A 23,297-nucleotide genomic window follows, 5' to 3' on the forward strand; every position below is an offset into this window, starting at 1 on the left:
TAACTTACATTCATTTCAGAAATTTCTGAAATTCATGAAGTTGCATACTATGAACCTCTCCCCAACTATTCAGGCCTTCGTCTTGCATTTCGGCGAAATGGGCAACCGCTGGGGCATCAACCGTACTGTCGGGCAGATTTATGCACTGCTCTACGTCTCGCCGAAACCACTCTGCGCCGACGCCATCGTCGAGGCGCTCGGCATTTCGCGGTCCAACGTCTCGATGAGCCTTCGCGAGCTTCAGGCGTGGAATCTCGTCATCCTGAAGCATGTTCCCGGCGACCGGCGTGATTTCTTCACCGCCCCCGACGATGTCTGGCAGATTTTCCGCACGCTCGCAGAGGAGCGCAAGAAGCGAGAGGTCGATCCAACCCTGTCGGTGTTGCGCGACCTTCTCATGCTAGAACCCGCCAATGACGACGAGCGCTATGCCCGCGCGCGCCTTTCGGAGATGCACGGTCTGATCGAACAGGTGACCAACTGGTACGACGACGTCAAGAAACTCGATGCCGGACGGCTCGCATCGCTGCTGTCGCTCGGCTCGAAGGTCACGCGGTTTCTGGGTAAACGCGACAGGATCATCTCGATAGGGCGCGGGCGCAGAAAAGCGGACCGCCCATGAGCGTTTCGGGGAACACTAGCGCGCAGGCCACAATCACGGCGTGCGCCGCCAGCGATGCCGGTGATGATCCGTCCGTCCGCGCCGCCTCTCCACCTGCGTCGACGACGCGGCCTGACCTGCCCCGTTTCGCCGCAGCCCTTCAGATATCCGCCTCGCTTCTGTGGATACCGCAGGCGGCAGCTATCGCCTTCGCCATTGGAAACATCGCCGATGGCGCACCTGCGCAGGCGGCGATACTGCCGGCTCTCTGCGTCTTCGTCATCGGTATTCTGCGCGCAGCGCTCGAGCGTGCCGGCGCCACCCGCGCCTATGATGCCGCCCGCGCCCACCTCTCTACCATGCGCGCGCGCGCCGCCGCCGCCGTTGCGACACGTTCTCCCCTCGATGCCTTACGGCCTTCCTCCGGCCTCGTCGCCAGCACGCTCACCGAGCAGGCCGACGCCATCGTTCCCTATCTGGCAAGGTTTCAGCCGCTGCGCATCAGCGCCGCTGTTGTACCACCGATCATTCTAGGCTTCGTATTCGTCTTTTCGTGGGTCGCCGCCCTCGCCTTGCTGATGGCAGCGCCCGTCATACCCATCTTTATGGCGCTGATCGGCTGGCAGGCGAAAGCGGCCAGCGAAAGGCAGCTTACCCGTATGGGTAACATGAACGCCTTCCTTCTCGATCGGCTGCGCGGACTCGCCACCATCCGCGCCTTCGATGCGGTGGATAGTACCGCCCTCCGGCTGCGCGCAAACGCAGAAGAACTGCGAACCTCCACCATGGCGGTGCTACGCGTCGCGTTCCTGTCGTCGGCGGTTCTGGAACTGTTCGCTGCGCTCGGCGTGGCGCTGGTGGCGGTCTATGTCGGGTTTCATTTTCTGGGAGAACTGAACTTCGGTGCTTGGGGCGGAAAGCTGACGCTGGCGCAGGGTCTCTTCGTCCTGCTGCTCGCGCCCGCCTTCTTCGAGCCGCTACGTGATCTCTCGTCCGTCTGGCACGACCGCGCCGCCGGGCAAGCAGGACTGGAGGCGCTCGACCGCATTACGCGGGGCGGAACGAAAATCGTTGGCGGCCCGGAAAGTACAGCCGTCGAAGTCTCCGGTGCACTTTCGGTGTGGATCGACGGCCTCACCTTCCGCCATGCCGAATCGGCGAACGCGACCTTAAGCGATTTCGCCCTATCCATCGACCCCGGCGAACATGTCGCGGTGATGGCCCCTAGCGGTGGCGGAAAATCCACCTTGCTGGCGCTTGTCGCGGGCCTTTCGTCGCCCGATAACGGCATCGTCCGGCTTGGCGGCGAACCGATGAACCATGCCAGTGCCGCTCACCTGCGTGCTCGCATCGCATGGCTCGGCCAGCCCCCGCATATCTTTTCCGGCACGCTCCGCAGCAACATCACACTCGGGCGACCAGGCATCGGCAGGAGGGACGTCGCCCACGCCACGGAAGCCGCCCATATCGCACACCTTGCCGCGCAACGTGGCCATGCGATGATCGGCGAGAACGGAGCCGGCCTGTCGGGCGGCGAGACTTTGCGGCTGGCGCTAGCGCGTGCGGCTGTGGGCATCCGGCCCGGCCTGATCCTTGTGGACGAGCCGACCGCTCATCTCGATTCTGTCACAGCCACTGAAATTACCGACCGCCTGCTGGCCATCGCGGAAGGGACAACACTGGTCGTCGCCACCCACGATCCCGCGCTTGCGGCCCGCATGGACCGCGTGGTCATGCTGCCCGCTCCTGCGCAGCTTGAGGTTCTGGCATGAGCCGTCTCTCCGCCCTACGCCCCGTGCTCGCCCTGTTCTGGGCCGGTGACCGCCGCATGCTCGTCTATGGCACCCTGCTGTCTTTCACCACAGCACTTGCCGGCATTGCTTTGCTCGGGCTGTCCGGCTGGTTCATCGCCGCAACGTCGATCGCAGGCCTCACTCTCATCACGGCGCTCACTTTCGACGTGTTCATGCCGTCCGCCGGCATCCGCCTTCTTGCCATAGGCCGCACCGCCTCGCGCTACGGCGAAAGGCTTGTCACCCACGACGCCACGCTAGGCGTGCTGGCTCACCTGCGCGAGCACGTGTTTCGCGGGTTCGCCCGTGCCGACGCAGCACGTGGTCTGGCCGCCAACCCGTCACGGCTCCTGTTTCGGCTCACCATCGATATCGACGCCCTCGATTCGCTTTACCTGCGGGTGCTGGCGCCCGTGCTCGTCGCAGCCGGCGCAGCCCTGGCCATCGCAGCCGCGCTCGTTTTCGTCCACCCCTTGCTCGGCCTTTCCTCCGCCATCGTCCTGCTGGCCGCGGGCCTTGGTATTCCGTTTCTCGCCTCTCGCCGCGCTGCAGCATTCGCCCGCCTCCGCGCCCACGCGTTAGAGGCCCTGCGGTCGCGCTCCATCGACCTCGTGCGGGGACAGGCCGACCTTGCCATGACGAATCGTCTTGGCGCGCAGGTTCGTGCCATCGAAGCCGCAGACATTCGTCTGGCCCAAGCCGACCGCGCGCTTAATCGTGCCGAGGCCGGTGCGGGCTTCGGTCTCGGCATTCTATCCGCAGCCCTGCTCGCCGGCGTCTTGCTTGCAGCCGCCTTCCTTGCCGAAGCCGGCACCATCGGCGTACCAATCGCCACTTTTGCCGTGCTGCTGGCGCTTGCCAGCCTGGAACCCTTCGCGCTCCTGCGCCGCGGCGCGGTCGAGTTCGGCCGCACACTTCAGGCGGCAACGCGCCTCGGCCCGCGCCTGACGAACCGCTCAGACCCACCTAAGCTCGGCCGTTCCGCAGCACATGGCATGGCGATCAGGCTGGAGTCTGTAAGCGTCGGCCATCCCGGCGCGGCGCGTTCGGTCCTGTCCGACATTTCCGTCGCCATCCGCCCCGGCGAACGCATCGCACTGGTGGGTGCGAGCGGAGTTGGCAAATCCACGCTTCTATCGCTGTTAGCCGGAGAACTGAACGCTTCAAGCGGCAATCTCACTGTCCATCCCTGTGGCCTGCTCACCCAGCGCACTGAGCTTTTCCGCGACACGCTGCGTGGCAATCTCGCGCTCGCCCGCCCCGGCGCATCCGATACCGAAATGATAGCGGCGCTCGAAGCTGCGGGTCTGGCAAGCTATGTCGCATCTCTGCCCGGCGGTCTCGACACGATACTCGGCGAGGGCGGTGCCGGGCTTTCCGCTGGTCAGGCGCGCCGTCTGGCGCTTGCTCGCCTGCTGTTGCGCGATGCGGCCCTCTGGCTGCTCGACGAGCCGACAGAAGGCCTCGACGGTAACACTGCACGTGACGTGGTCGCGCGCCTCGATGAACGCGCCACCGGCCGCATCCTGGTCGTCGCCACCCACACACGCCGCGAGGCGTCGCTTGCCGACCGTATCCTCGTGCTGCGTGACGGCCGCATCGCCGCCGACGTTGCCCGCGGCACACCCGCCTTTGACATGGAACTCAGCCAGCTGAGGCCCGATTGACATGACCCACCGGAGCCAGAAATGGAACTGAACATCGTCGACCTGTCGCGACTGCAATTCGCCATCACCGCGCTGTACCACTTCCTTTTCGTGCCGCTCACCATCGGCCTGTCGATCCTGATGGCGATAATGGAGACGGTCTACGTCATGACCGGCCGTGACATATGGCGCCAGATGACCAAGTTCTGGGGCACCCTGTTCGGTATCAACTTCGTGCTCGGTGTCGCCACCGGCATCGTGATGGAGTTCCAGTTCGGCATGAACTGGAGCTACTACAGCCACTATGTCGGCGATATATTCGGCGCGCCGCTGGCCATCGAAGGCCTGATGGCCTTCTTCCTTGAAGCCACCTTCGTCGGCCTGTTCTTCTTCGGATGGGACAAGCTGTCGAAGCTCGGACACCTCGCCGCGACATGGGCCGTGGCGCTCGGCTCCAACTTTTCCGCCCTGTGGATCCTCATTGCTAACGGATGGATGCAGAACCCGGTCGGATCCGTCTTCAACCCGCAGACCATGCGCATGGAGGTGGAGGACTTCTACGCCGTACTTTTCAACCCCGTTGCGCAGGCCAAGTTCGTTCACACCGTGTCGGCGGGCTATGTCGTTGCATCCATTTTCGTTCTGGGCGTCTCGGCGTGGTATCTGCTGAAGGGCCGACACATCGCGCTCGCCAAGCGCTCGATGACCGTCGCGGCTTCGTTCGGACTGGCCTCGTCGCTATCGGTCGTGGTGCTGGGCGACGAAAGCGGGTATCTCTCCACCGAACACCAGAAGATGAAGCTCGCGGCCATCGAGGCGATGTGGCACACTGAGCCGGCCCCGGCCGCCTTCACAATCGTCGGCCTGCCCGATCAGGCCGAGCGTAAGACTTATTACTCCGTCCAGGTTCCATGGGTCATGGGCCTGATTGGCACCCGCTCGCTGACAACGGAAATTCCCGGTATCCACGAACTAGTCGAACTGGCCGAGATGCGGATCCGGCAGGGCATCATGGCTTTTGATGCACTCCAGTCGATCCGAGAGGCCGGCAGCAGCGCGGCCATACCCGCCGACGTCGCTGACCGTTTTGAGGATACCGGCCACTATCTCGGCTACGCGCTGCTGTTGCGGCCCTACCTCGATGACCCGCGCGAGGCGACGGATGAACAGATCACCCAGGCTGCGTGGGATACGGTTCCCAATGTTCCGACGTTGTTCTGGTCCTTCCGGATCATGGTCGGGCTCGGGATGTTCTTCATCGTCCTCACGGCCACCTTCTTCTACCTGTCGGCGCGCCACCAGCTCGATCGCTATCCGTGGCTGTTGAAAGTCGCCGTCTTCTCGATCCCGCTGCCGTGGATTGCAGCCGAGGCGGGGTGGATCGTCGCCGAGGTCGGGCGCCAGCCATGGGTGATCGAGGGCGTTCTGCCAACGGCCGCCGCCGTCTCCGATCTGGGCGCGACGACAGTGCTGTTCACCATCGCCGGCTTCGCGGCCATCTACACCGTGCTGTTCATCATCGAGATGACGCTGATGCTCGCCGCGATCCGCAAAGGCCCCGAAGAAGACCACGAGCCGGAGCAGAAACTCCTGGCCGAAGCGCTCAAACCCGCGGAGTGACCATCATGATCCTGCACGAACTCATCGACTACGAGACCCTGCGCCTGATCTGGTGGATGCTGCTGGGCATCCTCATCATCGGCTTCGCTGTGATGGACGGCTTCGACCTCGGCACCCAGACGTTGCTGCCCTTCGTGGCACGCACCGATATGGAGCGCCGCGTCGTCATCAACGCCGTCGGCCCGGTCTGGGAAGGCAATCAGGTCTGGCTCATCCTCGGCGGCGGCGCGATCTTCGCCGCATGGCCGCCGCTCTATGCGGTGTCTTTCTCCGGCTTCTATCTCGCGATGTTCGCCATCCTCGCCGCTCTCATCCTGCGCCCGGTCGGCTTCAAGTACCGGTCGAAGCGCGACAGCCAGCGCTGGCGTGACGGCTGGGACTGGGCGCTCTTCGTGGGCGGGATCGTGCCGGCGCTTATCTTCGGCATCGCCGTCGGCAACGTGCTTCAGGGCGTGCCTTTCCGGCTCGGTCCCGATCTGCGCATCTTCTATGACGGCACCACCCTGTTCGAACTGCTCAACCCGTTCGCGCTGCTCTGCGGCCTGCTCTCCGTCGTCATGCTGACGATGCACGGCGCGTCGTGGCTGGTGCTCAAGACCAGCGGCGCAGTCGCCGACCGCGCCCGTCGCTTCGGCACATTCGCCGCGACGGGCACGATCATTTTGTTCGCGCTCGGTGGCCTTTGGGTCGCAACCGGCATCGATGGTTTCCGTTTCGTCTCGGAGGTCGTCACCGACGGCCCATCCAACCCGCTCACCAAGACGGTCGAGCAGGGTGCCGGTTTCTGGTTCACCAACTACACCGCCCATCCATGGATGATTGCCGCACCCGCCCTCGGCTTTGCCGGCGCGCTGCTGGCGCTGGGGTTCCTGGCTCTGCGCCGCGAATTGCTGACGCTGCTGTCGAGCGGCCTGTCGGTGCTCGGAATCATCGCCACTGTCGGTCTGGCGATGTTTCCTTTCATCCTACCCTCCTCGATAGACCCGCGCTCCAGCCTCACTGTCTGGGACGCCTCGTCCAGCCACCTGACGCTGTTCATCATGCTGCTCTCGACAGGAATCTTTCTGCCGATCATCGCGCTCTACACCACGTGGGTCTACCGCGTGCTGTGGGGGAAGGTGGACGAAAAGCAGATCATCGACGGCTCCGGCCACGCCTATTGAGGCGCATCGGGCCGAAAAGCGGGAAACCGATTTTCGGTTGAACCCGATACGCAAGCAAAAGAAAGGAGAACCATCATGTGGTATTTCGCCTGGCTGCTCGGCCTGCCGCTCGCCGCTGCCTTCGCCGTCCTTAACGCCATGTGGTACGAATTGATGGAAGACAATGAGAAATAGGATGCATCGTCTTGAACGACTTTACCAGTCAGCGCCGATTAAGTCCCGGCGGAATTATGAGGAAATATGCGCAGTGCGAAAGCGCACAACCTAGAGATATCTAGCAAGCGGTATAATGATGCCCAACATGATCGGCTGGTGCAGCAGGTAAATTGTCAAACTGTGCCGGCCCATACAGGCCAGCGCGTTGCCGGGCCGACCGACCGGCACGAGGCGGTCGAGCGCGTATTCTTTCCCTTTGTCGACCAGAACTTTTGCGCCGGACATACCGATGAAAGTAATGCCAACCCACGGGAAGATCGGCACGAAATCGTTGCTCGGCGGAACGCTTTGCGCAAATCCGATCCAGGCAAGCCATCGTGTGTCAAAGAGTTCCGACTGCCATAAGGAAGGAGCCGCCAGCATGGCAAGGCCAAAAGCAAGACTTAGCCACCAAGGCGTGCGCTGGAATAATGTACCAACTAAGGTCGCAACGGCAATCGCATGCAAGATGCCAAAGTAAATGAACGTTGCTGGAAAGGCATACCATGTAACCAGTGTAATGGCCGCGGCCGCGACGCCAATTTTCGCAAGGCGACGCAGATAGGCACTCGGCCGGAACGGAGAGCGAGAGGATAAGGCAAGGCTGATCCCGACCAGCATCATGAAGCTTCCGGCTAGAACACGCCCAAAGCCGAGCCAGAGTGGATGGTATGCGACACCTGAAATGAAACCAGTAAATTCGAGGTCCCACACAAAGTGGAACAGCACTACGCCGGCAATTGCCAGACCGCGCCACGCATCGACCATATAAACACGGGCTATTGTCTCGATATCGCTTCTCCTCTCCGCAAAAACATTTTGTAAGAGCTCATCCCGCTAGAGGGTCAAGATGTCGCTGCTTCAGCGCATTGACCCTCTAGCGGGATGAGCTTGTATACGCGGGCATGGAATTCGAGATCTCAAATATCGGCGTGGTGGCGGCGATCGCTGCCGGTGCCATTTCCTTCCTGTCGCCCTGCGTGCTTCCGCTGGTGCCGGGCTATGTGTCGTTTATAGCCGGCAACTCCACCCGGGCTGAACGCAGCGATCCGGACAACAAAATGTCCGTCGCCTGGCTGAGTATATGTTTCATCCTTGGTTTCTCGACGGTGTTCGTCGTACTGGGAGCTGGAGCCACCGCCCTTGGCCAGTCGCTTCGCGCCTACAGTTACGAAGCCGGCATCATCGGCGGTGTCATTGTCACAATCTTCGGCCTTTTCACCACCGGGCTTCTGCGGCTGCCCATGCTGCAAAGGGACGTCCGCTACCACGGCAGCCTGTTAACGGGCGGGCCGACAGGCGCATATCTGCTTGGTCTGGCATTTGCGTTCGGCTGGACGCCTTGCATCGGCCCTATTCTCGGAGCGATACTGACAGTCAGCGCTGTGTCGGCAACGGCACTGGATGGTGTCGCGCTCCTGGCTCTCTACTCTCTCGGGCTGGGAATACCTTTCTTTCTGGCCGCGCTTTTCACAGATCGACTGATTGCATTCCTTCCCAGCCTACGTAAGACCGGGCGAGCGCTGCAGGTGACCGCTGGCGTCATCATGATCATCATGGGCCTTGCCATGGTGAGCGGCTACATGACCTGGTTCGCATTCTGGCTGCTGGAGAAGTTTCCGGTTTTCGGGTCAATAGGCTGAAAATCTGTCAATCGCGCGAACCTCGAAAGTTTAGACCGGCCCGGATCGACGAAGGGCTCCGCGGGGATCGACCTGAACGGTCACATGATCGATCGCGTAGCGCTCCTTCAGCCAGGCCGTTATTACAGACGGCAACTGAAGCGGATCGCCATCCATTGCCGGCGTGACATGGACCGTCGCGACTACAGTGTCGTCCGTCAGCGTCCACGCGTGAAAGTGCCCTGCCTCCTCGACGAGCGGCAACTTGCTGAGTTCCAGTTCAACGTTGCGGGCATCCAGCCCGCGAGGCACCGCCTGCAGAAGCACCCGGATCGACTCGCTCACCAGAGTCCAGGCTGAACGAACGACAAGCAGCGCCACCAGAACCGAAAGGATCGGATCGAGCACCGTCCAACCCGTCAGCATAATGCCGATGGCGGCAGCGATGGCTCCCACAGATCCCAGTAGATCGCCGACGACATGGAGGAAGGCTCCGCGAAGGTTACTATCACCTTGGGAGCCGCGCACGAGAATCCAGGCTCCCCCCAGATTGACCAGTAACCCTATAGTTGCGACAATGAGCATGGGACCCGCGAGAATTTCGATAGGCTGGTTGATCCGGCCAACAGCTTCCCACGCGATCCAGGCAACCAGAAGAAGCAGACTCGCCCCGTTTGCGAGCGCGGCAAGGACGCGCACGCGGTGGAATCCGTAGGTCCGGCTATTGTCCGGAGGCCGCCTCGCTACCCGATAGGCAATGAGCGCAAGAAGTAGTGCTGCCGCGTCCGACACCATGTGACCGGAGTCCGCGATCAGTGCGAGCGAACCGGAGAGCCAACCGCCGATTGCCTGCACAGCGGCGTAACCGGCAGTGAAGATGAAGACGAGCCGAATACGCCGCTCATTGCCGGCTGCCACTGCCGTTCCGTGATCATGCCCGTCATTCGCCCCGTGGATTTGCGAATTCATTCTCCAGGTCCCCTCCAGGGTCTCACTTCCGGTTGGAAGTTAAATTCGGCTTCAACCGGGGATGATACTCATCTGAACTGTATATAACGCGAACGTTCCGCGCGCAGACTCGTCCTACTGAATTCTATGCGGTCTCTTAGACCGTCAGAAACGGAACGCGGATGCCAAAAACACTCGCAAGCAATGTAAAATTAAGTGCGAGAACGATCGTGGCGCCGACGAACGCAAGCCATTTCGTGGCCGGCCGCATGGCGTAACTACCCATCAGATCCCGTCGCGAGGTGAAAATGATCAAAGCGATCATCGGCACGGGTAGGGCAATCGACAAAACGACCTGGCTCATCACCAATGCCTGGGTCGGATTGACTCCCATGGCAACGACCACAAAGGCGGGCAGCATTGTCACGAGGCGTCGGAGCCATATCGGGACATGGAAATGCAGAAAGCCCTGCATGATTGTTTGGCCCGCCATGGTGCCGACCACGGAACTCGAAACGCCCGAGGTAATCAGGGAAACGAGAAACACGGAAGCGGCTGCAGTACCGAGCAGGGGTGTCAGCATATGGTAGGCGGTCTCGATCTCGGCGACGTCGCTGTTGCCTTGATGAAAGGCGCTTGCGGCCATGATAACCATCGCCATATTCACCATGCCTGCGATGGCGAGGGCAACCACAACCTCAATGTTGGAGTAACGCAGTACCTTGCGGCGATCATTCTCGTCCCGGATCCGGACGCGGGACTGAGTGAGGCTCGAATGCAGGTAGATGGCGTGCGGCATCACCGTAGCGCCGATGATTCCCACTGCGATGGTCAATGCAGCTGCGTCCGGAAGCTGTGGCGTGATCAGACCTGTGGCGGCCTCTGTCCAGTCGACAGGGGCTATCACCAGTTCGATAAGGTAACAAAGGCCGATGATCGCGACCATCGAGCCGATGATAAGTTCCATCGGCCTGAAACCATGCTTCTCGAAGATCAGGATGCCATACGTCACTATGGCCGTGACCCACATGCCCCAGAATATGGGAAGGTCGAAGAGCAGCGCCAGACCGATGGCGCCACCGAGAAACTCCGCCAGATCCGTCGCCATGGCCGCCACTTCGCTGATCGCCCACATCACCCACACCACTGGCGCCGGGAACCTGTCACGCGACATTTCGGCAAGGTTCTTGCCTGTCACGATGCCGAGGCGGGCGGACAATGCCTGGAAAAGCATGGCGATAAGGTTTGCCAGAAGCACGACCCAGAGCAACTGGTACCCATAGCCGGCGCCGGCCTGGATGTTGGTTGCGAAATTGCCCGGATCGACATAGGCGATTGAGGCGATCACTGCCGGTCCGACAAAAAGGAGGCGGCTGGTAAAGCCGCGCCGCTCACCGGATAGTACCGCAGCCATCCCGTGGCGCGTGCGCTCTGTATCGTACATGAGGGTATATCCTGATGCGGTTGCAACTGGATTTATAGCCTATGCTATATTATGTGCAATAGGGTAATGATAAGTGCGATGCATGGTCCGGGCGGTCCGTTTGCTAATTCGCGGAAACAATTATACCCTTGGCTAACTTTGAGCCTTGCGCCCATCTCTCCGAGCACGCGAATAACTGGTACAGATGACTAAGCCCAACAACTCACCGCCCCGTCCGGCCCAGCACGCACGCCGCTTCGCACATGTCCGGGAATGTCAGGCAAGCGCGCTTATCGAAGACTACGTCGAGATGATCGGCGACCTGATTGAAATCAATGGAGAGGCGAGAATTGCTGACATCGCCGCGCGAATGGGCGTGGCGCAACCTACCGCAACCAAGGCCGTCGCGAGACTGAAACGGCAAGGTTTGGCGACGTCGCGTCCCTATCGCGGAATCTTCCTGACCGAGGAAGGCAAGCAGCTTGCCGACCGGGTGCGGTCACGCCACCTCATCGTCGTTCAGTTCCTGGTTGCCCTCGGAGTGCCGGAGGAAACAGCGGAGATTGACGGCGAAGGCATCGAGCATCACGTGTCGGAACACACTCTGGCAGCGTTCGAGAAGTTCCTGGGAGTGGCCGAACTTTAGCTTTGCGTCACACCCTCCAGCCAACCGCAAGCCTCCGGGACAGCCTGCCTCAACCTCGCGGGCGAAGGATGCGGATTAAGACGCTGTCACGCATCACGGCATGAATGATTGCCGCGCCGATATGAAGGACGAGCATCGCAAGAATCAGATTCGCACCGAAGACGTGAAGCGGCGCGATGGAGAAAGTGACGTAGCTCGCGATGAAGCCGATGGCTGCCTGTCCCAGGAGCACGGCGTAGAAGCCCAGGTGAAGGAGCCGGGCCGCCGCCGCCGTGGGGCTTTCCCGCTTCAGATCCGGCACGATCCCATGAGAGCGCCACCGCAGGAACAGCCGCAGCACCATGAGCCCCCCGATCGCCATTCCGGACCAGTTGTGCACCGAGTGAAGCAGCAGGTCGGTCGGGTCCGGCTGAAGTCCGGCATGCACGGCGTCGTGCGTCCGCCCGATGCTTCCGCCCGTCTGGTACTGGACGAGCACGAGGGCCGCGACGAGCCAGTGCAGGACAATCTGAATGAGCGAGTAGCCGGGTTTCATAGTCGGGTTCTAGCGAAAACGCGTTGAAATCGAATGAACGGAAAGCGCGATCGCATATTCGGCGCCGGGTTCCGGCCGAGACGCGATCAATCGTGCGATTGCAAGTCTCGGGCGGGGCACGAAAGCGCCCCGCCCGGTGTTTCAGGCCGAGACCGCGAACTCGGTCATCATGCCGGTTTCCAGATGCGGCATATGATGGCAGTGCAGCATCCAGCGCGCCGCCTCGCCGGCGTCGAACGCAATCGTGATCATCGCCATCGGCGGCACATAGACCGTGTCGCGCCGCGCGCCCGAGATGCGCTGGCCGTTCACGCCGACGACCTGGAATGTGTGGCCGTGCAGGTGCATCGGATGGCCCATCATCGACATGTTGTGGAACATGATCTCGACCCGCTCGCCCGAGCGCGCGGTGACGGGATTGTGCTCGCCCCAGACCCTGCCGTCGATGGTCCAGCGATAGGGCTGCATCGTGCCGCCCAGCATGACCATGGGGCTGCGCTGCGTCTCGCGTTCCGGCAGCGGCACCAGCGCGACGAGACGCGTTTCCTGCGACAGGTCGGTGTCGAAGGCGGGGGCCTCTTCATCGGCCAGCGCGGACAGCCGGGGAACTGCCGCCCCCGGGGCGGCAAGGACGAGGCCTGTTCTCTCCCGCGCGCCTTCGCGCAGCGCGAGGATTGGCCAGGTGCCCGTACTGTCGAGATCGAGCTCGAGATCGAGCCTCTGCCCCATCGCGATGCCGAACCGCGAGCCGGTCAGGGGCTGGACGCCTTGGCCGTCGACCGCGACCAGCCGCGCCTCGACCTGCCCGGTGTCGATCCAGAACACCGTGGCCGCGGCCGCGTTCACGATGCGCAGCCGCACGTGGCCATTGCGCTCGACGCGGATGACGTCGGGATCGGAAAGCGTCCGGTCATTTGTCAGATAGGCGTCCCAGTCATAATCGTTCAGGTCCATCTCCATGCCGGCCATTCCGTTCACGGCCATGCCGCTATCGCCCTGCATCCCTTGCATCATCTCATGGTTCATGCCGCCGTCATCCATGTCGCTCTGGCCGGAAGGCGGATGACCTTGGGTGATTTCCTCCATGACTTCGGCCGGCGACTTGAAGGCGAAATCGTGCAGGAACATCACCACCTCCTGCCGGTCGGCGCTGGCGTCCGCCTCGCTGCGGACGATGAGCGGGGCGGCCAGAAGGCGCATTTCGTGCAAGGGGATGTGGGCGTGCATCCAGTAGGTGCCGGGAATGGTGGCAAAATCGTAACCGCGGGTCTCGCCGGGCGCCAGCTTGGGCATGGGCATATCCGGAACGCCGTCCTGTTCGTTGGGCGGGATCTGTCCGTGCCAGTGGATCAGCGTGGCCTCCGGCAGATCGTTGGTAAGGTCGACGCGGAAGCGCTGGCCGGGGTCGAGCACGAGACCCTGTCCCGATGGCCCCTCAAGGCCCCATACGGTCGCGGCGCGTCCGTCGATATCGAGAACGCGGGACGCGGCCCGTAGGCGGGTGGCCGGCGCTTGCGCGAAGCCCGGCCGGGTGAAGGAAGTTGCCGCAAGTGCAGCGGCGCTCGCGGCGAGAAAGCCGCGTCTGGACATCATGGTCATGATAGTCTCCAAGGGGAAGCCGTCCGGCTCCCCGTCTCTGAATTGAAAATTGGTCCGTTCGGGGTGTCGCCACTCCGGTCGGTGAAAGATTCAGAGGAGACGCGGCTTGGGAGGTCGTTCCGTCAGCATCGGCTCGATGCCTTGCAACAAGCGCAGGGCTCGCGGCGCCGGAACCGATCGGGTCACGCGATGTGTATCGCCCTCGCCGGTGATGCCATGGAAGACCTGCAAGCCGGCGCAGATCCACGCACAGGAGGCTGCATCACGGGAGCAATCCGTTTGATCGGCGCAACCATGGCCATCCGCCATTCCGTCGGGTTCACTCGTCATGCCTGTCATGTGGGCCGCCGGCATGTTGGCCATCGGCGCCTGATAGGCGCGCGCCAGCGTCGGGGCGATCCCGATCGTCAGGACGGTAATGAGTACGAGTATCAGGCGCATGATCGGCAAAAGATTACGCTATTGGACCAGGATGTCCATGCGACATGATCTGCCGGTTCCAGATGATCGGTGCCCTGAGCCGGAAATGACTGCCCTCACTGATCGAGGCGCTCATTGATCCGCTCCATGATCTGGATTTCGGAACGCTGAGCCTCGACGATCTCATCACAGAGCGCGACAAGTTCAGCATCGCGCAGATCAGCTTCACGGCACATCAGGATAGCGCCGGAATGATGCGGGATCATCGACGCGATGAACTGGCGGTCGTCGATCAGCGCCTGGGCGCGGGTCGCGCCGAAGGATACGACAGTGAGCGCCAGGAACGCTACATGAAGGGCGATGTTGAGCCGCTTGCGGGGGAACATGCCCGGCATGGTCGCCAGCATGAAGATGCCCATCGGTGCCCACATGGTGATGGCCATGTAGAGCATGTTGAGATTGTTGCGGAAATCCCGCAACCCGTCGATCATCGTGAACATGACGACGTACATGACGATCAGGCCGAGCGCCATGTTGGTCCAGAACATCAGATAGGGATGGTCGCCGGAGCCGTGGTTCTGGTGACCGGAATGCGAGGACTGCGCCATATCGGTATTCCTTTCCTCAGTGGCCGAGGCCGACGCCGACCGGCTTGAACAGCATCCAGACGGCCATGCCGACCATCATCAGGTTTTCCGTCAGCGACACGAAGCCCAGCGGCACGTTGCTGTCGCCGCCGACGCAGGCGCATTTGAGTTCGCGCTTATCGATGTAAACCGCCTTGAAGACCGAGCCCGCGCCGATCACGCCGATGAAGAGCGCGACGGGAATGGACAACCACACCAACGCCCCGGCGATCATGAGAATGCCGGCGAGCGCCTCGGCGAACGGATAGATATATGAATATCGCACCCAGCGCTGCGCCAGGAGGTCGCAGTTGAGGAACATAGTGGCGAAGCCTTCCACGTCCTTGAGCTTTTGCAGAGCGAGGAGACACATGGAGATGGCGATGAACCACTCAGCCGCCTCGACGGTAATCAGGCTGCCGAGCGCCGCCCAACTCGCGGCGAGCGCCATGAGCGCCGCCATCGAGAACAACGCGGCCACGCGCGTATAGGTCTTTGCGTCCTTGTCCCTCACCTCCTTGCCGAAGAAGGCGAGAAGATCGTCATAGCCGCCGATCCGCTTCCCATCGATGAAGGTCTGCGGCGTCGTCTCTACGCCGTGCTCTGCCTTGAAGGCGTCGATCTCGGCGCGCGAGGTCAGTTCGTGATCCTCGACCTCGTAGCCTTCGCGCCTGAGCAGATCGAGCGATTTCAGACCCCATGGACAGGTGTGCTCCGCCGTCACCATCCGGTGGAGTTCGGCGTGTTTTCCAGATGCCATTCACCGTTCCTTCGATATTCGGCACCTTTTGCCCTGACGCGCTCTTGCGTAGATGCAATCCTGCCGCCATGGATAAACCGCAAAGCCGGCCTGGGAGTTCCATGTGCGATCGGTCCCGGCGGGCTGATGGCAGCCTCCCCGCCATACAAGGCGCAGAGTGCGGGGCGAGGGAGCAGCCCCTTGGTGCTAAGGTGAACCGGGTTGGGCGCGTGCGGAGCGCGTTCTTTACCGTAGCAGATCGTCTGACCGAAGATCTGGCACTCTCAAGACGATCCGGGCATCTTGGTCGGTCTGCAGTCCTGCCACACTGGCATCATCGCAGGCTATGCGGTCGAGGGGCACGTTCCGGCCGGTGAGTGCTGCGCTTGATCGTCGAACGCCCCTCGGTGGCGGGGATCGCCGTGCCGGGCATCCACTCGGTTCGCCCGGCATGGAGATGGGCCAGCGGCGCGATCCCTACGACGTGATCCTGTTCGGCCCGGCTGGTCGCTCGGTCATCGCCCACTACTAGATCAGGATGAAGGCGATGGGAGGGGTCCCGAACGGTCCATCTCACGATGGCCAGCCACAGTTCATGCGGCCGGATCCAGTGCGGGCGCGTGGACAGGACGGTTGCGCTTGAAACGGTACAGATCCTTGTCGGTGCTCACGAGCATATCCTTGAACGACATTCCCGACCGACAGCGCTGCTGGCTGATGGTCATCGATAACGCATAGTCGCCAAGTCCGCTCCGTTTCCGGAATTCCTGCATCGTCTCTTCGTTGACACGCCGGCGCAGCGTGTCGAAATTCTTGCCGTCGATACGTGCGACGAACGCGCAGAACTCGTCACCGCCAATGCGGGCGATCAGTGCGTCATCCCCGAGAACGCGCATCAAGGCAATGGATGCCGTAAGCACGGCCTCGTCTCCCACGCTGTGGCCGTATCGATCATTGATCTGCTTCAGGTAGTCGATATCGGCGAGTATGAAGGTGCCTCCCACACCGATAGACTGCGCAAGCTCGAACTGTTCGATAAAGCTGCGCCGGTTGAGCAAGCCCGTCAGCGGATCCGTCATGGCGCGCCGGCTCAGTTCCGCGTTCTTCTGAAGCATTTCCCGATAGGAGCGATTCAGCTGCTCGAATCGAGTGAAAATCAGGAGGCTGATCGGAATCCCGACTGCAAACGGCAGAATCAGCCTCACCGCGATGGTGATCGCGTCAGCTTCAGCACCAACGAGCCAACGGGCCCCCGTCGAGATCGATATCGTCAGGCAGGCCGCAGCCAGTGTCGTAATCGCTGTTCTTCGAACCACATAGCCCGAGGGATACCTCAACGTGCGTCTCTCACCTCTCGATTGATCGTGTTTCGTAACCAAGTATCAAATAGATGGTGCCAATCCAGTTAAGGCCATCGGTAAAATGTCCGCCAAGCCGTACTGAAGAAGTGACGGTCGGGGCGGCGCCACCCCGCAGAACACAGTGCCAGGCCCGCTTCCGCTTCATTTTCCTGCTGTGAACGGAAGCATCAACGATGAGCCTTTGATGTAGGAGAAAGCCCGGCGCCCCGTTCGTACCAGCCCTTCGAGCGGTTCACGATCCAGACGACGGACAGCATGACCGGAACCTCGATCAGCACGCCGACGACCGTGGCGAGCGACGCGCCGGTCTGGAAGCCGAACAGGCTGATCGCGGCGGCGACAGCGAGTTCGAAGAAGTTCGACGCGCCAATCAGTGCCGAGGACCGGCGACGCAATTCGTCCGCCAGCCGGTTGAGCAGATAGGCCAGGCCGGAATTGAAATAGACCTGTATCAGGATCGACACGGCCAGCAGGCCGATGATCGAGGGCTGGGTGATGATCTGTTCGCCCTGGAAGCCGAACAGCAGAACCAGCGTCGCTAGCAGTGCAACAAGCGAAGCCGGACCGAGCTTTGCCAGAAGCGCGTCGAGCGCGGCCTGCCCGCCGCTCGCCAGCAGGCGGCGGCGCATGATCTGCGCGATGATGACCGGGATGACGATATAGAGCACGACGGACAGCACAAGCGTGCCCCACGGCACGGTGATCGCCGACGGGCCCAGCAGCAACCCGACGATCGGCGCGAAGGCGACGACCATGATCGCGTCGTTGAGCGCGATCTGGGAAAGCGTGAAATGCGGCTCTCCCCTGGTGAGATTGGACCAGACGAACACCATGGCTGTGCAGGGTGCGGCCGCGAGGATGATGAGACCGGCAATGTAGCTGTCGATCTGGTCAGTGGTCTGACCCCATGGGGTGGTCCGGTTTCAGTCTTAATGCATGATGGGCTTTTGGGCCATCGCCTGGGCAGGTGATGGCGCTGACCCGCATGCTGTCGCAGGCCAGATGATGGCCTCCGGCGCCGGCGGCTTGTAGCCGAGCGATGAGTGCGGCCGCTCGGTATTGTAGTAGCGTCGCCATGCCTCGATGATGACCTTGGCCTCGGCGAGGCTGTAGAAGATCTCACCGTTGAGCAGTTCGTCGCGCAGCTTGGAGTTGAAGCTCTCGCAATAGCCGTTCTCCCATGGGCTGCCCGGTTCGATGAACGCGGTCTTTGCCCCTACCGCGGCGATCCACTCCCGCACCGCCTTAGCGATGAACTCCGGACCGTTATCGGAACGAACATGGCCGGGCACACCGCGTAGGATGAACAGGTCGGACAGGAGGTCGATGACGTCGGTCGAGTTGAGCTTGCGATCGATGCGGATCGCCAGGCACTCCCGGGTGAACTCGTCGATGATGTTGAGCATGCGGAACTTCCTGCCATCGTGGGTCCGGCCCTCGACGAAGTCATAGGACCAGACATGGTTGGGGCGTTCGGGCCGGAGCCGGATGCACGATCCGTCATTCAGCCAGAGACGCCCTTTCTTCGGTTGCTTCTGGGGAACCTTCAGCCCCTCCCGCCGCCAGATGCGCTCGACGCGTTTGGCGTTGACCGTCCATCCCTCCGACCGCAGCATCGCCGTGATCCTGCGATAGCCATAGCGGCCATACCGGGAAGCGAGCCGGACGATGTCAGCGGTCAACGCCTCTTCACCTGCTCTGCCTCTGGGCTTCTTGCGCTGGGTCGAGCGGTGCTGACCGAGAACCTTGCAGGCAAAGCGCTCCGAGACGGACAACTTCGCCACGACATGATCGACACAGCGTCGACGACGGGCGGGGCTCAGAAGTTTCCCGAGGCAGCCTCTTTCAGGATCAGCTTCTCGAGCGTCAGGTCCGACACAGCCTTGCGCAGCCGGTTGTTCTCTTTCTCGAGCTCCTTCAACCGCTTCACCTGATCACCCTTCAGGCCGCCGAACTCCTTGCGCCACCGATAATACGTGAACTGCGTCACGCCGATCGTGCGAACCGCCTCGCCAACAGATTTTCCTTGCGACAGCAGAACATCGACCTGGCGAAGCTTCGCGACGATCTCTTCGGGTTTATGCTTCTTCTGGGGCATTCAAACGTCCTCTCAAACGGCTCAATAGCCTACTTCAGGGAGGACCACTTTTCAGGGGGCAGGCCACCGCGTCGAAGCAAAATGTCATTCGGATAGCCTTGTTGGGTTCTGTCATCGACCGTAACGGTGCGACGCCTTATTTAAGTTAAGATGCCAAACGTGGCGTTCTGCACTGAGGCAAAAAGCACCCAGGCGGCGTATGGCACGAACAGCCAAACTACTTAGCCAGAGAGCTGTTACGCCACCTTCCCACGCCTGCTCGCAGTATTCTTCGACACGCGTTTCTGAGCTTCCTCCTCCGCGCGAATAATATGACGACGGGCGGCACCGTGTCCGAGCCAGTCTCGAACTTCTGATTGATTGGTCAACGCATCCCCAATTGCTGAGAAGACGATGTTGCTAATCGCCTGCTGCTGCGTGCGGAGATGATCCTCCAACAGCTTGTGCCGGGTGATATAGCCGGAGTTCACTCCCGGGACCGAGTGATTCATCAGCATACGTGCGTCGAGCTCCGAGACACCCGCAGGGGTTGCTACAGTGCGATATGTCTGGCGCAATTCGTTACCCCACTTCGACAGCACCTCCCGGTCTTCCTTCTGTTCAACGAGATGGCCATCGGCACTATCGGCGGGAAACAGCCAATCCCTAGCTTCGAGCGGGTGGATGTACCGCCCAAAACGAATCACCCGCATGAGGCAGGAAATCATCTGGCGAGACAGAGGGATATCAAAGGCACGGTCTGCGCCGCCTTTCGGTCGAGGAATGTGAAGCACCCGACGTTTGAGATCCAGATGGACCAGTCGTGCCTCTTTAAGGGCTGCGGGCCGAGATGCAGAGAGCAGCGTGAACAGATGGAATTCGCGGCGGATCGGATTATCAAGCTTGGCAGCTTCGACAAACCATGCCTTGAGGTCGGCCAGGCCCATGCCGCTGTTCCGGCGCTTCTCATGATTCCAATCCACGCTGTCCACCGGATTGTCAGCGGGGAGATCGCGATTGGTCTTGCGAGCGTGATTGTAGATTGCACGAAATGTTCGCATACTCCCATTCGCGATATAAGGGCCGTTCTTTTCGGAGATGGCGTCGTGCTTGGTCGCAACCTGAGCGGGGTCTTCACCGAGTTGGATTAACGGCGTGTCCAGCCAATCTTCAAATACCCTCTCTACGTGGTCGCGATAGCTTTCGATTGTACGTTCGCTTCGGTTCTTTCGCTCCATGGCAAGTCGATAGCGCTTCCATGCCTCTCGCAGAGTGATTCCAGCCGACTTTAGATCTTCACCCGTAGCCTCGTCTGCTTTCAGGTCAGCGATCGTCGATGCCTTGGCCACGCGCTCATTGGACTTAGGATGCAGTCCACGGCTGATCTGGACGAGATACTCCTTTGCAATTGCACGCGCGGCGCGCGTGGAGAGTTCAGTCGTATCTCCAATCGCCAGTCGGAGAGTAGAAGCGCGCTTGCCCTGCTCACGAAGATCTCCCTGAATCATGAAGGTCTTTTTCTTGATACCCACCAAGAGAAAGAAGCCCTTGAGATCAGTGTCACGGACAATGTAGCGCCCCTTATCGGGTGCCGGGAGCCGGACGATTGCTTTGTCATTGAGTTGGATACGGAGGGTCGCCATAGCTACAGCCTCGCAATTTGAAACGGTTTTTGAAACGGTTTTCGCAAATCGGGTGATCTGAAGGGATATCTTCGACACGGTGCGTGATTATACGATAATTATCTGATTTTCAATATATTATCTTATCCCATGCAAAGTTAGGAGGGCAGGCGGATACTATGGCGAACGGATAGATTTGAACTACGAATCTGGGGGTCAGAGGTTCGAATCCTTTCGGGCGCGCCATCTCGTTTTCACCACATCGAAAAGCACCTAAGACCTTGAAAGGTAAGGTAAGATTTGCCGTTCTAAACCCGTCTTTTCGCGTGTAGCGAAGACGGTCGGCAAAGGCGAGTTTCAGTACTGCATGGCGGTCCTCTAACCGACCTGAACGCCATAGATTACAAGGGTTTGCGAGGAATCCGAGCGCCGTTCTAAGTGCGTCGTCATAATTGCTTCGCGGACGTCCGGAATTCTGTATCCGCTCCTCGACAATTACCTTCTCTTGTTCGAGCGCTCCGATGCTCTTTTCATAGGTCGCGACCACGCTGGGGACGGTCGCTTCGATGATACGCTCTAGCAGCCGCGAAATTTTTCTCTCTATATCGGCGAGTTCAGCCTTGAGAGCTTTCTTCTGCATGTCTGCCTGACCACGCTGCGCGTTCCAGGCATCCTCGAACATCATCGTCGCGACACGGAATAGCGTTTCGCTCGGCTGCATGCTGGTGAGCATGCGCTCGAATTCGCCTTCAATCTTGTCGCGGCGGATGGACTTGCCATAGCTCTCGCATCCGCGCTTTGGACAGAGGTAATAGGGATACCTCCCGTGCGAACCCTTCGACCAGCAGGCCGTGAGCGGGTTTCCGCAATCATCGCAGATGACATAGCCGCGCAGCGGGAAGTCGCCGCTCAGTTCCTTGCGATAGGGCGCACGGTTGATACCGTTCAGCTTGTCCTCAATTCGCTGCATGGTTTCCGTCGAGACAATGGCCTCGTGATTTCCCTTACGCCGCGCGATGCCCCAGCCGGGAGCCTCGACATAGCCCGCATAGATCCAGTTGCGCAGCATGTCGGAGATGCGCTGGTTGCGAACTTTGCCTGTCCGGTCTTTGGGGTACAGAGGCTCATCCTGCAAGAACCGCATCACATCGGCTTGCGAGGCAAATTCATCAGAGGCGTAACCTTCCAGGGCACACTGGACGATGGAGGCCGTTGGCTCATCGCGCACGATGACTTTGCCGCTGCCTTGCTGCCGGACATATTTATAGCCGGTCGGAGCCCGAAACACCCAATAACCGTTCTGCACCCGCGCCCGCATGCGGTGCGTCGTTTGCTCGGCATTTTTCTGCCGTTGGTGCTGGGCGACGAGCGCCCGGATCATTTCCTGAAATTCGCTGTCTGCATCATCGCCGAACTGCATGTTCGGCGATTCCAGAATGCCGCCTTCCATGGCTATGGAGATGCGCAGTTGCTTGTGCGCAATCACATCACGCGCGAGGCGCGACACGTCATCGATGATGACGGGAATGGGGTCCCCATCATTGGCGCTCAGCGCCGCCAGAAAAGCGGTCATGCCGTCGCGCTTGGAGCTGCTGCCCGATACGTCATCGGTGAAGACGCGAACGACCTCGTAACCCTTGCTTCGTGCATAGTCGCGGCACCGCGTCTCTTGCGAGCGCAGTCCGTCTCCGGACTTGGCCTGCTTGATGCTTGAAACGCGGCAATAGATGAAACAGATTTGGGGAGTTGAATTGTACGGGGTCATTTGGCCTCCTTGCCATGGCGCGATGGCGTCTCCTTGTCGGTTGAAAGCCCGATTCTACCCTGTTCAGGGACCGCATCCGAGGACGGAGTGCCGTCTTCGAAAAACAGCCCACAGACATCGACCGTCTGCCCAAGGCGGGCAAAATGCGACATGATGGTCCAGAGGATTTGCAGGATTTCCGTCTCCTGATCCTCGGTCAGCTCCATATCCCGCAGCTCTTTTCGGTATTTTTCCAGACTCTGGGAAGAGTGGGGAGCCTTCGCAGGCGGCGGATTTGAAGTGTTTCCGGCGAACTCATTGAAGCCGGACAGATTATTACTACTCATCACTGGCCTCCTTTCTTGTTCGCCGGTCCAGAACAGAAGATTATAGCGAACAAATAGTGAACATGTCAAGGAATTTAATTCTATTAATGGACCAGCTTAAGCTTTGCCTTGTTATTAGGGAATTTCAATTAGGGCGGCTGGAAACTAATCAGTTTTTGCAATTGCGGCGCCGTCTACAGCGGCTAACTCTATGGCTAGCAACGTTTTTATCAAGAACGCGAGAATTTCGAATGAGCAAGCAGAACGACTCTTGCACTGTTTTTGCTCAGGTGTGCCACTGCGCGATTCTGCTGACTACTGTGACCTCTCCCCTCGACAGGTGAGAAACATTACGCTGCGCTTCCGGGACCGCTTGAGGGGGCGAGAATTCAACCTTTGGCATCCTTTTCACGCTGTAGGGGTAGAATTCTTTTCACGAAGTCCGTTGTTTCAAGAGGTCATGGTTGCCCCGGCAGCGCAATGCTACTTCGCCCGTTACTGCCGCCGTAATTTTGCGCTGGGAAACCGGAAGCGCAAAATCTGTCGCACATGTTCACTGCGAGCGCATTGAACCGCGCCGGGTTTGCCGGA

23 protein-coding genes and 1 pseudogene are annotated in these 23,297 nt (G+C 60.5%); 10 read left to right on the forward strand and 14 right to left on the reverse strand.

Annotation, left to right across the window (positions count from 1 at the left end; translation table 11 throughout):
- Positions 1-49 precede the first annotated feature (49 nt).
- The 6 genes from NA8A_RS22105 (at position 50) to cydX (ending at position 6,997) form a co-directional block, all read left to right on the forward strand.
- Positions 50-622 (forward strand): GbsR/MarR family transcriptional regulator, encoded by a 573-nt coding sequence (locus NA8A_RS22105; protein ID WP_009452649.1) that lies wholly within the window; start codon positions 50-52, stop codon positions 620-622.
- Complete coding sequence (cydD, locus tag NA8A_RS22110) at positions 619-2,373, forward strand: thiol reductant ABC exporter subunit CydD (RefSeq protein WP_009452650.1); 1,755 nt, start codon at positions 619-621, stop codon at positions 2,371-2,373. The genes NA8A_RS22105 and cydD overlap by 4 nt, the downstream gene beginning before the upstream one ends.
- Positions 2,370-4,061 (forward strand): thiol reductant ABC exporter subunit CydC, encoded by a 1,692-nt coding sequence (cydC, locus tag NA8A_RS22115; protein WP_009452651.1) that lies wholly within the window; start codon positions 2,370-2,372, stop codon positions 4,059-4,061. Before cydD ends, cydC begins: the two co-directional genes overlap by 4 nt.
- A 21-nt stretch (positions 4,062-4,082) precedes the next feature.
- Positions 4,083-5,660 (forward strand): cytochrome ubiquinol oxidase subunit I, encoded by a 1,578-nt coding sequence (locus NA8A_RS22120; protein ID WP_009452652.1) that lies wholly within the window; start codon positions 4,083-4,085, stop codon positions 5,658-5,660.
- Positions 5,661-5,665: 5 nt separating this feature from the next.
- Positions 5,666-6,823: a cytochrome d ubiquinol oxidase subunit II gene (gene cydB, locus NA8A_RS22125; protein ID WP_009452653.1), complete on the forward strand. Its 1,158-nt coding sequence runs from the start codon at positions 5,666-5,668 to the stop codon at positions 6,821-6,823.
- Between the two features lie 75 nt (positions 6,824-6,898).
- A complete protein-coding gene (gene cydX / locus NA8A_RS24785; RefSeq protein WP_009452654.1) occupies positions 6,899-6,997 on the forward strand; it encodes a cytochrome bd-I oxidase subunit CydX in 99 nt (32 codons plus the stop codon).
- 90 nt (positions 6,998-7,087) lie between these two features.
- On the opposite strand, the gene NA8A_RS22135 is transcribed toward cydX, so the two are convergent.
- Entirely contained in the window at positions 7,088-7,786 is a 699-nt protein-coding gene (locus NA8A_RS22135) for a heparan-alpha-glucosaminide N-acetyltransferase (protein ID WP_009452655.1), read from the reverse strand.
- A gap of 137 nt (positions 7,787-7,923) precedes the next feature.
- On the opposite strand from NA8A_RS22135, the gene NA8A_RS22140 reads away from it, so the two are divergent.
- Positions 7,924-8,661, forward strand: coding sequence for a cytochrome c biogenesis CcdA family protein (locus NA8A_RS22140; protein ID WP_009452656.1), 738 nt, complete (start codon positions 7,924-7,926; stop codon positions 8,659-8,661).
- 30 nt (positions 8,662-8,691) lie between these two features.
- Here NA8A_RS22140 and NA8A_RS22145 read toward each other — a convergent pair whose 3' ends face one another.
- Positions 8,692-9,609 (reverse strand): cation diffusion facilitator family transporter, encoded by a 918-nt coding sequence (locus NA8A_RS22145; RefSeq protein ID WP_009452657.1) that lies wholly within the window; start codon positions 9,607-9,609, stop codon positions 8,692-8,694.
- A gap of 136 nt (positions 9,610-9,745) precedes the next feature.
- Positions 9,746-11,032: an Nramp family divalent metal transporter gene (locus NA8A_RS22150; protein ID WP_009452658.1), complete on the reverse strand. Its 1,287-nt coding sequence runs from the start codon at positions 11,030-11,032 to the stop codon at positions 9,746-9,748.
- A 184-nt stretch (positions 11,033-11,216) separates the two neighbouring features.
- On the opposite strand from NA8A_RS22150, the gene mntR reads away from it, so the two are divergent.
- Positions 11,217-11,657, forward strand: coding sequence for a manganese-binding transcriptional regulator MntR (mntR, locus tag NA8A_RS22155; RefSeq protein ID WP_009452659.1), 441 nt, complete (start codon positions 11,217-11,219; stop codon positions 11,655-11,657).
- A 49-nt stretch (positions 11,658-11,706) separates the two neighbouring features.
- Here the strand turns inward: mntR and NA8A_RS22160 are convergent, their stop codons facing one another.
- The 5 genes from NA8A_RS22160 to NA8A_RS22180 all read right to left on the reverse strand — a co-directional run bounded on the left by NA8A_RS22160 (position 11,707) and on the right by NA8A_RS22180 (position 15,597).
- Positions 11,707-12,192, reverse strand: coding sequence for a cytochrome b (locus NA8A_RS22160; RefSeq protein WP_009452660.1), 486 nt, complete (start codon positions 12,190-12,192; stop codon positions 11,707-11,709).
- A 141-nt stretch (positions 12,193-12,333) separates the two neighbouring features.
- Positions 12,334-13,791: a multicopper oxidase family protein gene (locus NA8A_RS22165; protein WP_009452661.1), complete on the reverse strand. Its 1,458-nt coding sequence runs from the start codon at positions 13,789-13,791 to the stop codon at positions 12,334-12,336.
- A gap of 90 nt (positions 13,792-13,881) precedes the next feature.
- On the reverse strand, positions 13,882-14,241 hold the full coding sequence (locus NA8A_RS24480) for a hypothetical protein (protein ID WP_009452662.1): 360 nt from the start codon (positions 14,239-14,241) through the stop codon (positions 13,882-13,884).
- Between the two features lie 86 nt (positions 14,242-14,327).
- Positions 14,328-14,819, reverse strand: coding sequence for a DUF305 domain-containing protein (locus NA8A_RS22175; protein ID WP_009452663.1), 492 nt, complete (start codon positions 14,817-14,819; stop codon positions 14,328-14,330).
- Between the two features lie 16 nt (positions 14,820-14,835).
- The gene (locus NA8A_RS22180; protein ID WP_035029360.1) at positions 14,836-15,597 is read right to left on the reverse strand and encodes a MauE/DoxX family redox-associated membrane protein; all 762 of its coding nucleotides are present in this window, start codon (positions 15,595-15,597) and stop codon (positions 14,836-14,838) included.
- A 282-nt stretch (positions 15,598-15,879) separates the two neighbouring features.
- Here NA8A_RS22180 and NA8A_RS25595 point away from each other — a divergent pair, with 282 nt between their 5' ends.
- Complete coding sequence (locus NA8A_RS25595; RefSeq protein WP_240532844.1) at positions 15,880-15,966, forward strand: DUF411 domain-containing protein; 87 nt, start codon at positions 15,880-15,882, stop codon at positions 15,964-15,966.
- Positions 15,950-16,108 carry a DUF411 domain-containing protein gene (locus NA8A_RS25600; RefSeq protein WP_240532842.1) on the forward strand — a complete coding sequence of 53 codons (159 nt, stop codon included), beginning with the start codon at positions 15,950-15,952 and terminating at the stop codon, positions 16,106-16,108. Before NA8A_RS25595 ends, NA8A_RS25600 begins: the two co-directional genes overlap by 17 nt.
- Positions 16,109-16,169: 61 nt before the next feature.
- On the opposite strand, the gene NA8A_RS22185 is transcribed toward NA8A_RS25600, so the two are convergent.
- The 6 genes and pseudogenes from NA8A_RS22185 to NA8A_RS25190 form a co-directional block, all read right to left on the reverse strand.
- Positions 16,170-16,913, reverse strand: a complete 744-nt coding sequence (locus NA8A_RS22185; RefSeq protein ID WP_009452665.1) for a GGDEF domain-containing protein — start codon at positions 16,911-16,913, stop codon at positions 16,170-16,172.
- A 191-nt stretch (positions 16,914-17,104) separates the two neighbouring features.
- Positions 17,105-17,830 (reverse strand): annotated as a pseudogene (locus NA8A_RS22190) (arsenic resistance protein); the annotation flags it as partial.
- 36 nt (positions 17,831-17,866) lie between these two features.
- A protein-coding gene (locus NA8A_RS22195; RefSeq protein ID WP_086006189.1) for an IS3 family transposase occupies positions 17,867-19,035 on the reverse strand; the annotation gives its coding sequence in 2 pieces (ribosomal slippage) (positions 17,867-18,771 and positions 18,771-19,035; 1,170 coding nt in all).
- A gap of 236 nt (positions 19,036-19,271) precedes the next feature.
- Complete coding sequence (locus NA8A_RS22205) at positions 19,272-20,657, reverse strand: Arm DNA-binding domain-containing protein (RefSeq protein WP_009452669.1); 1,386 nt, start codon at positions 20,655-20,657, stop codon at positions 19,272-19,274.
- Between the two features lie 109 nt (positions 20,658-20,766).
- Complete coding sequence (locus tag NA8A_RS22210) at positions 20,767-22,401, reverse strand: recombinase family protein (protein ID WP_009452670.1); 1,635 nt, start codon at positions 22,399-22,401, stop codon at positions 20,767-20,769.
- Entirely contained in the window at positions 22,398-22,727 is a 330-nt protein-coding gene (locus NA8A_RS25190; protein ID WP_143088043.1) for a hypothetical protein, read from the reverse strand. Before NA8A_RS25190 ends, NA8A_RS22210 begins: the two co-directional genes overlap by 4 nt.
- Positions 22,728-23,297 lie beyond the last annotated feature (570 nt).

This window comes from Nitratireductor indicus C115, from assembly GCF_000300515.1.
In the GTDB taxonomy this organism is placed as follows: Bacteria; Pseudomonadota; Alphaproteobacteria; order Rhizobiales; family Rhizobiaceae; genus Nitratireductor; species Nitratireductor indicus.

Coding starts and splice junctions, on each gene's coding strand:
- cydC (WP_009452651.1), top strand. CDS start 2,370: ATGAGCCGTCTCTCCGCCCTACGCCCCGTGCTCGCCCTGTTCTGGGCC.
- NA8A_RS22145 (WP_009452657.1), bottom strand. CDS start 9,609: ATGAATTCGCAAATCCACGGGGCGAATGACGGGCATGATCACGGAACG.
- mntR (WP_009452659.1), top strand. CDS start 11,217: ATGACTAAGCCCAACAACTCACCGCCCCGTCCGGCCCAGCACGCACGC.
- NA8A_RS22160 (WP_009452660.1), bottom strand. CDS start 12,192: ATGAAACCCGGCTACTCGCTCATTCAGATTGTCCTGCACTGGCTCGTC.
- NA8A_RS22135 (WP_009452655.1), bottom strand. CDS start 7,786: ATGGTCGATGCGTGGCGCGGTCTGGCAATTGCCGGCGTAGTGCTGTTC.
- NA8A_RS22205 (WP_009452669.1), bottom strand. CDS start 20,657: ATGGCGACCCTCCGTATCCAACTCAATGACAAAGCAATCGTCCGGCTC.
- NA8A_RS25190 (WP_143088043.1), bottom strand. CDS start 22,727: ATGAGTAGTAATAATCTGTCCGGCTTCAATGAGTTCGCCGGAAACACT.
- NA8A_RS22210 (WP_009452670.1), bottom strand. CDS start 22,401: ATGACCCCGTACAATTCAACTCCCCAAATCTGTTTCATCTATTGCCGC.
- NA8A_RS22175 (WP_009452663.1), bottom strand. CDS start 14,819: ATGGCGCAGTCCTCGCATTCCGGTCACCAGAACCACGGCTCCGGCGAC.
- NA8A_RS22140 (WP_009452656.1), top strand. CDS start 7,924: ATGGAATTCGAGATCTCAAATATCGGCGTGGTGGCGGCGATCGCTGCC.
- cydB (WP_009452653.1), top strand. CDS start 5,666: ATGATCCTGCACGAACTCATCGACTACGAGACCCTGCGCCTGATCTGG.
- NA8A_RS22150 (WP_009452658.1), bottom strand. CDS start 11,032: ATGTACGATACAGAGCGCACGCGCCACGGGATGGCTGCGGTACTATCC.
- cydD (WP_009452650.1), top strand. CDS start 619: ATGAGCGTTTCGGGGAACACTAGCGCGCAGGCCACAATCACGGCGTGC.
- NA8A_RS22120 (WP_009452652.1), top strand. CDS start 4,083: ATGGAACTGAACATCGTCGACCTGTCGCGACTGCAATTCGCCATCACC.
- NA8A_RS22105 (WP_009452649.1), top strand. CDS start 50: ATGAACCTCTCCCCAACTATTCAGGCCTTCGTCTTGCATTTCGGCGAA.
- NA8A_RS22180 (WP_035029360.1), bottom strand. CDS start 15,597: ATGGCATCTGGAAAACACGCCGAACTCCACCGGATGGTGACGGCGGAG.
- cydX (WP_009452654.1), top strand. CDS start 6,899: ATGTGGTATTTCGCCTGGCTGCTCGGCCTGCCGCTCGCCGCTGCCTTC.
- NA8A_RS22165 (WP_009452661.1), bottom strand. CDS start 13,791: ATGACCATGATGTCCAGACGCGGCTTTCTCGCCGCGAGCGCCGCTGCA.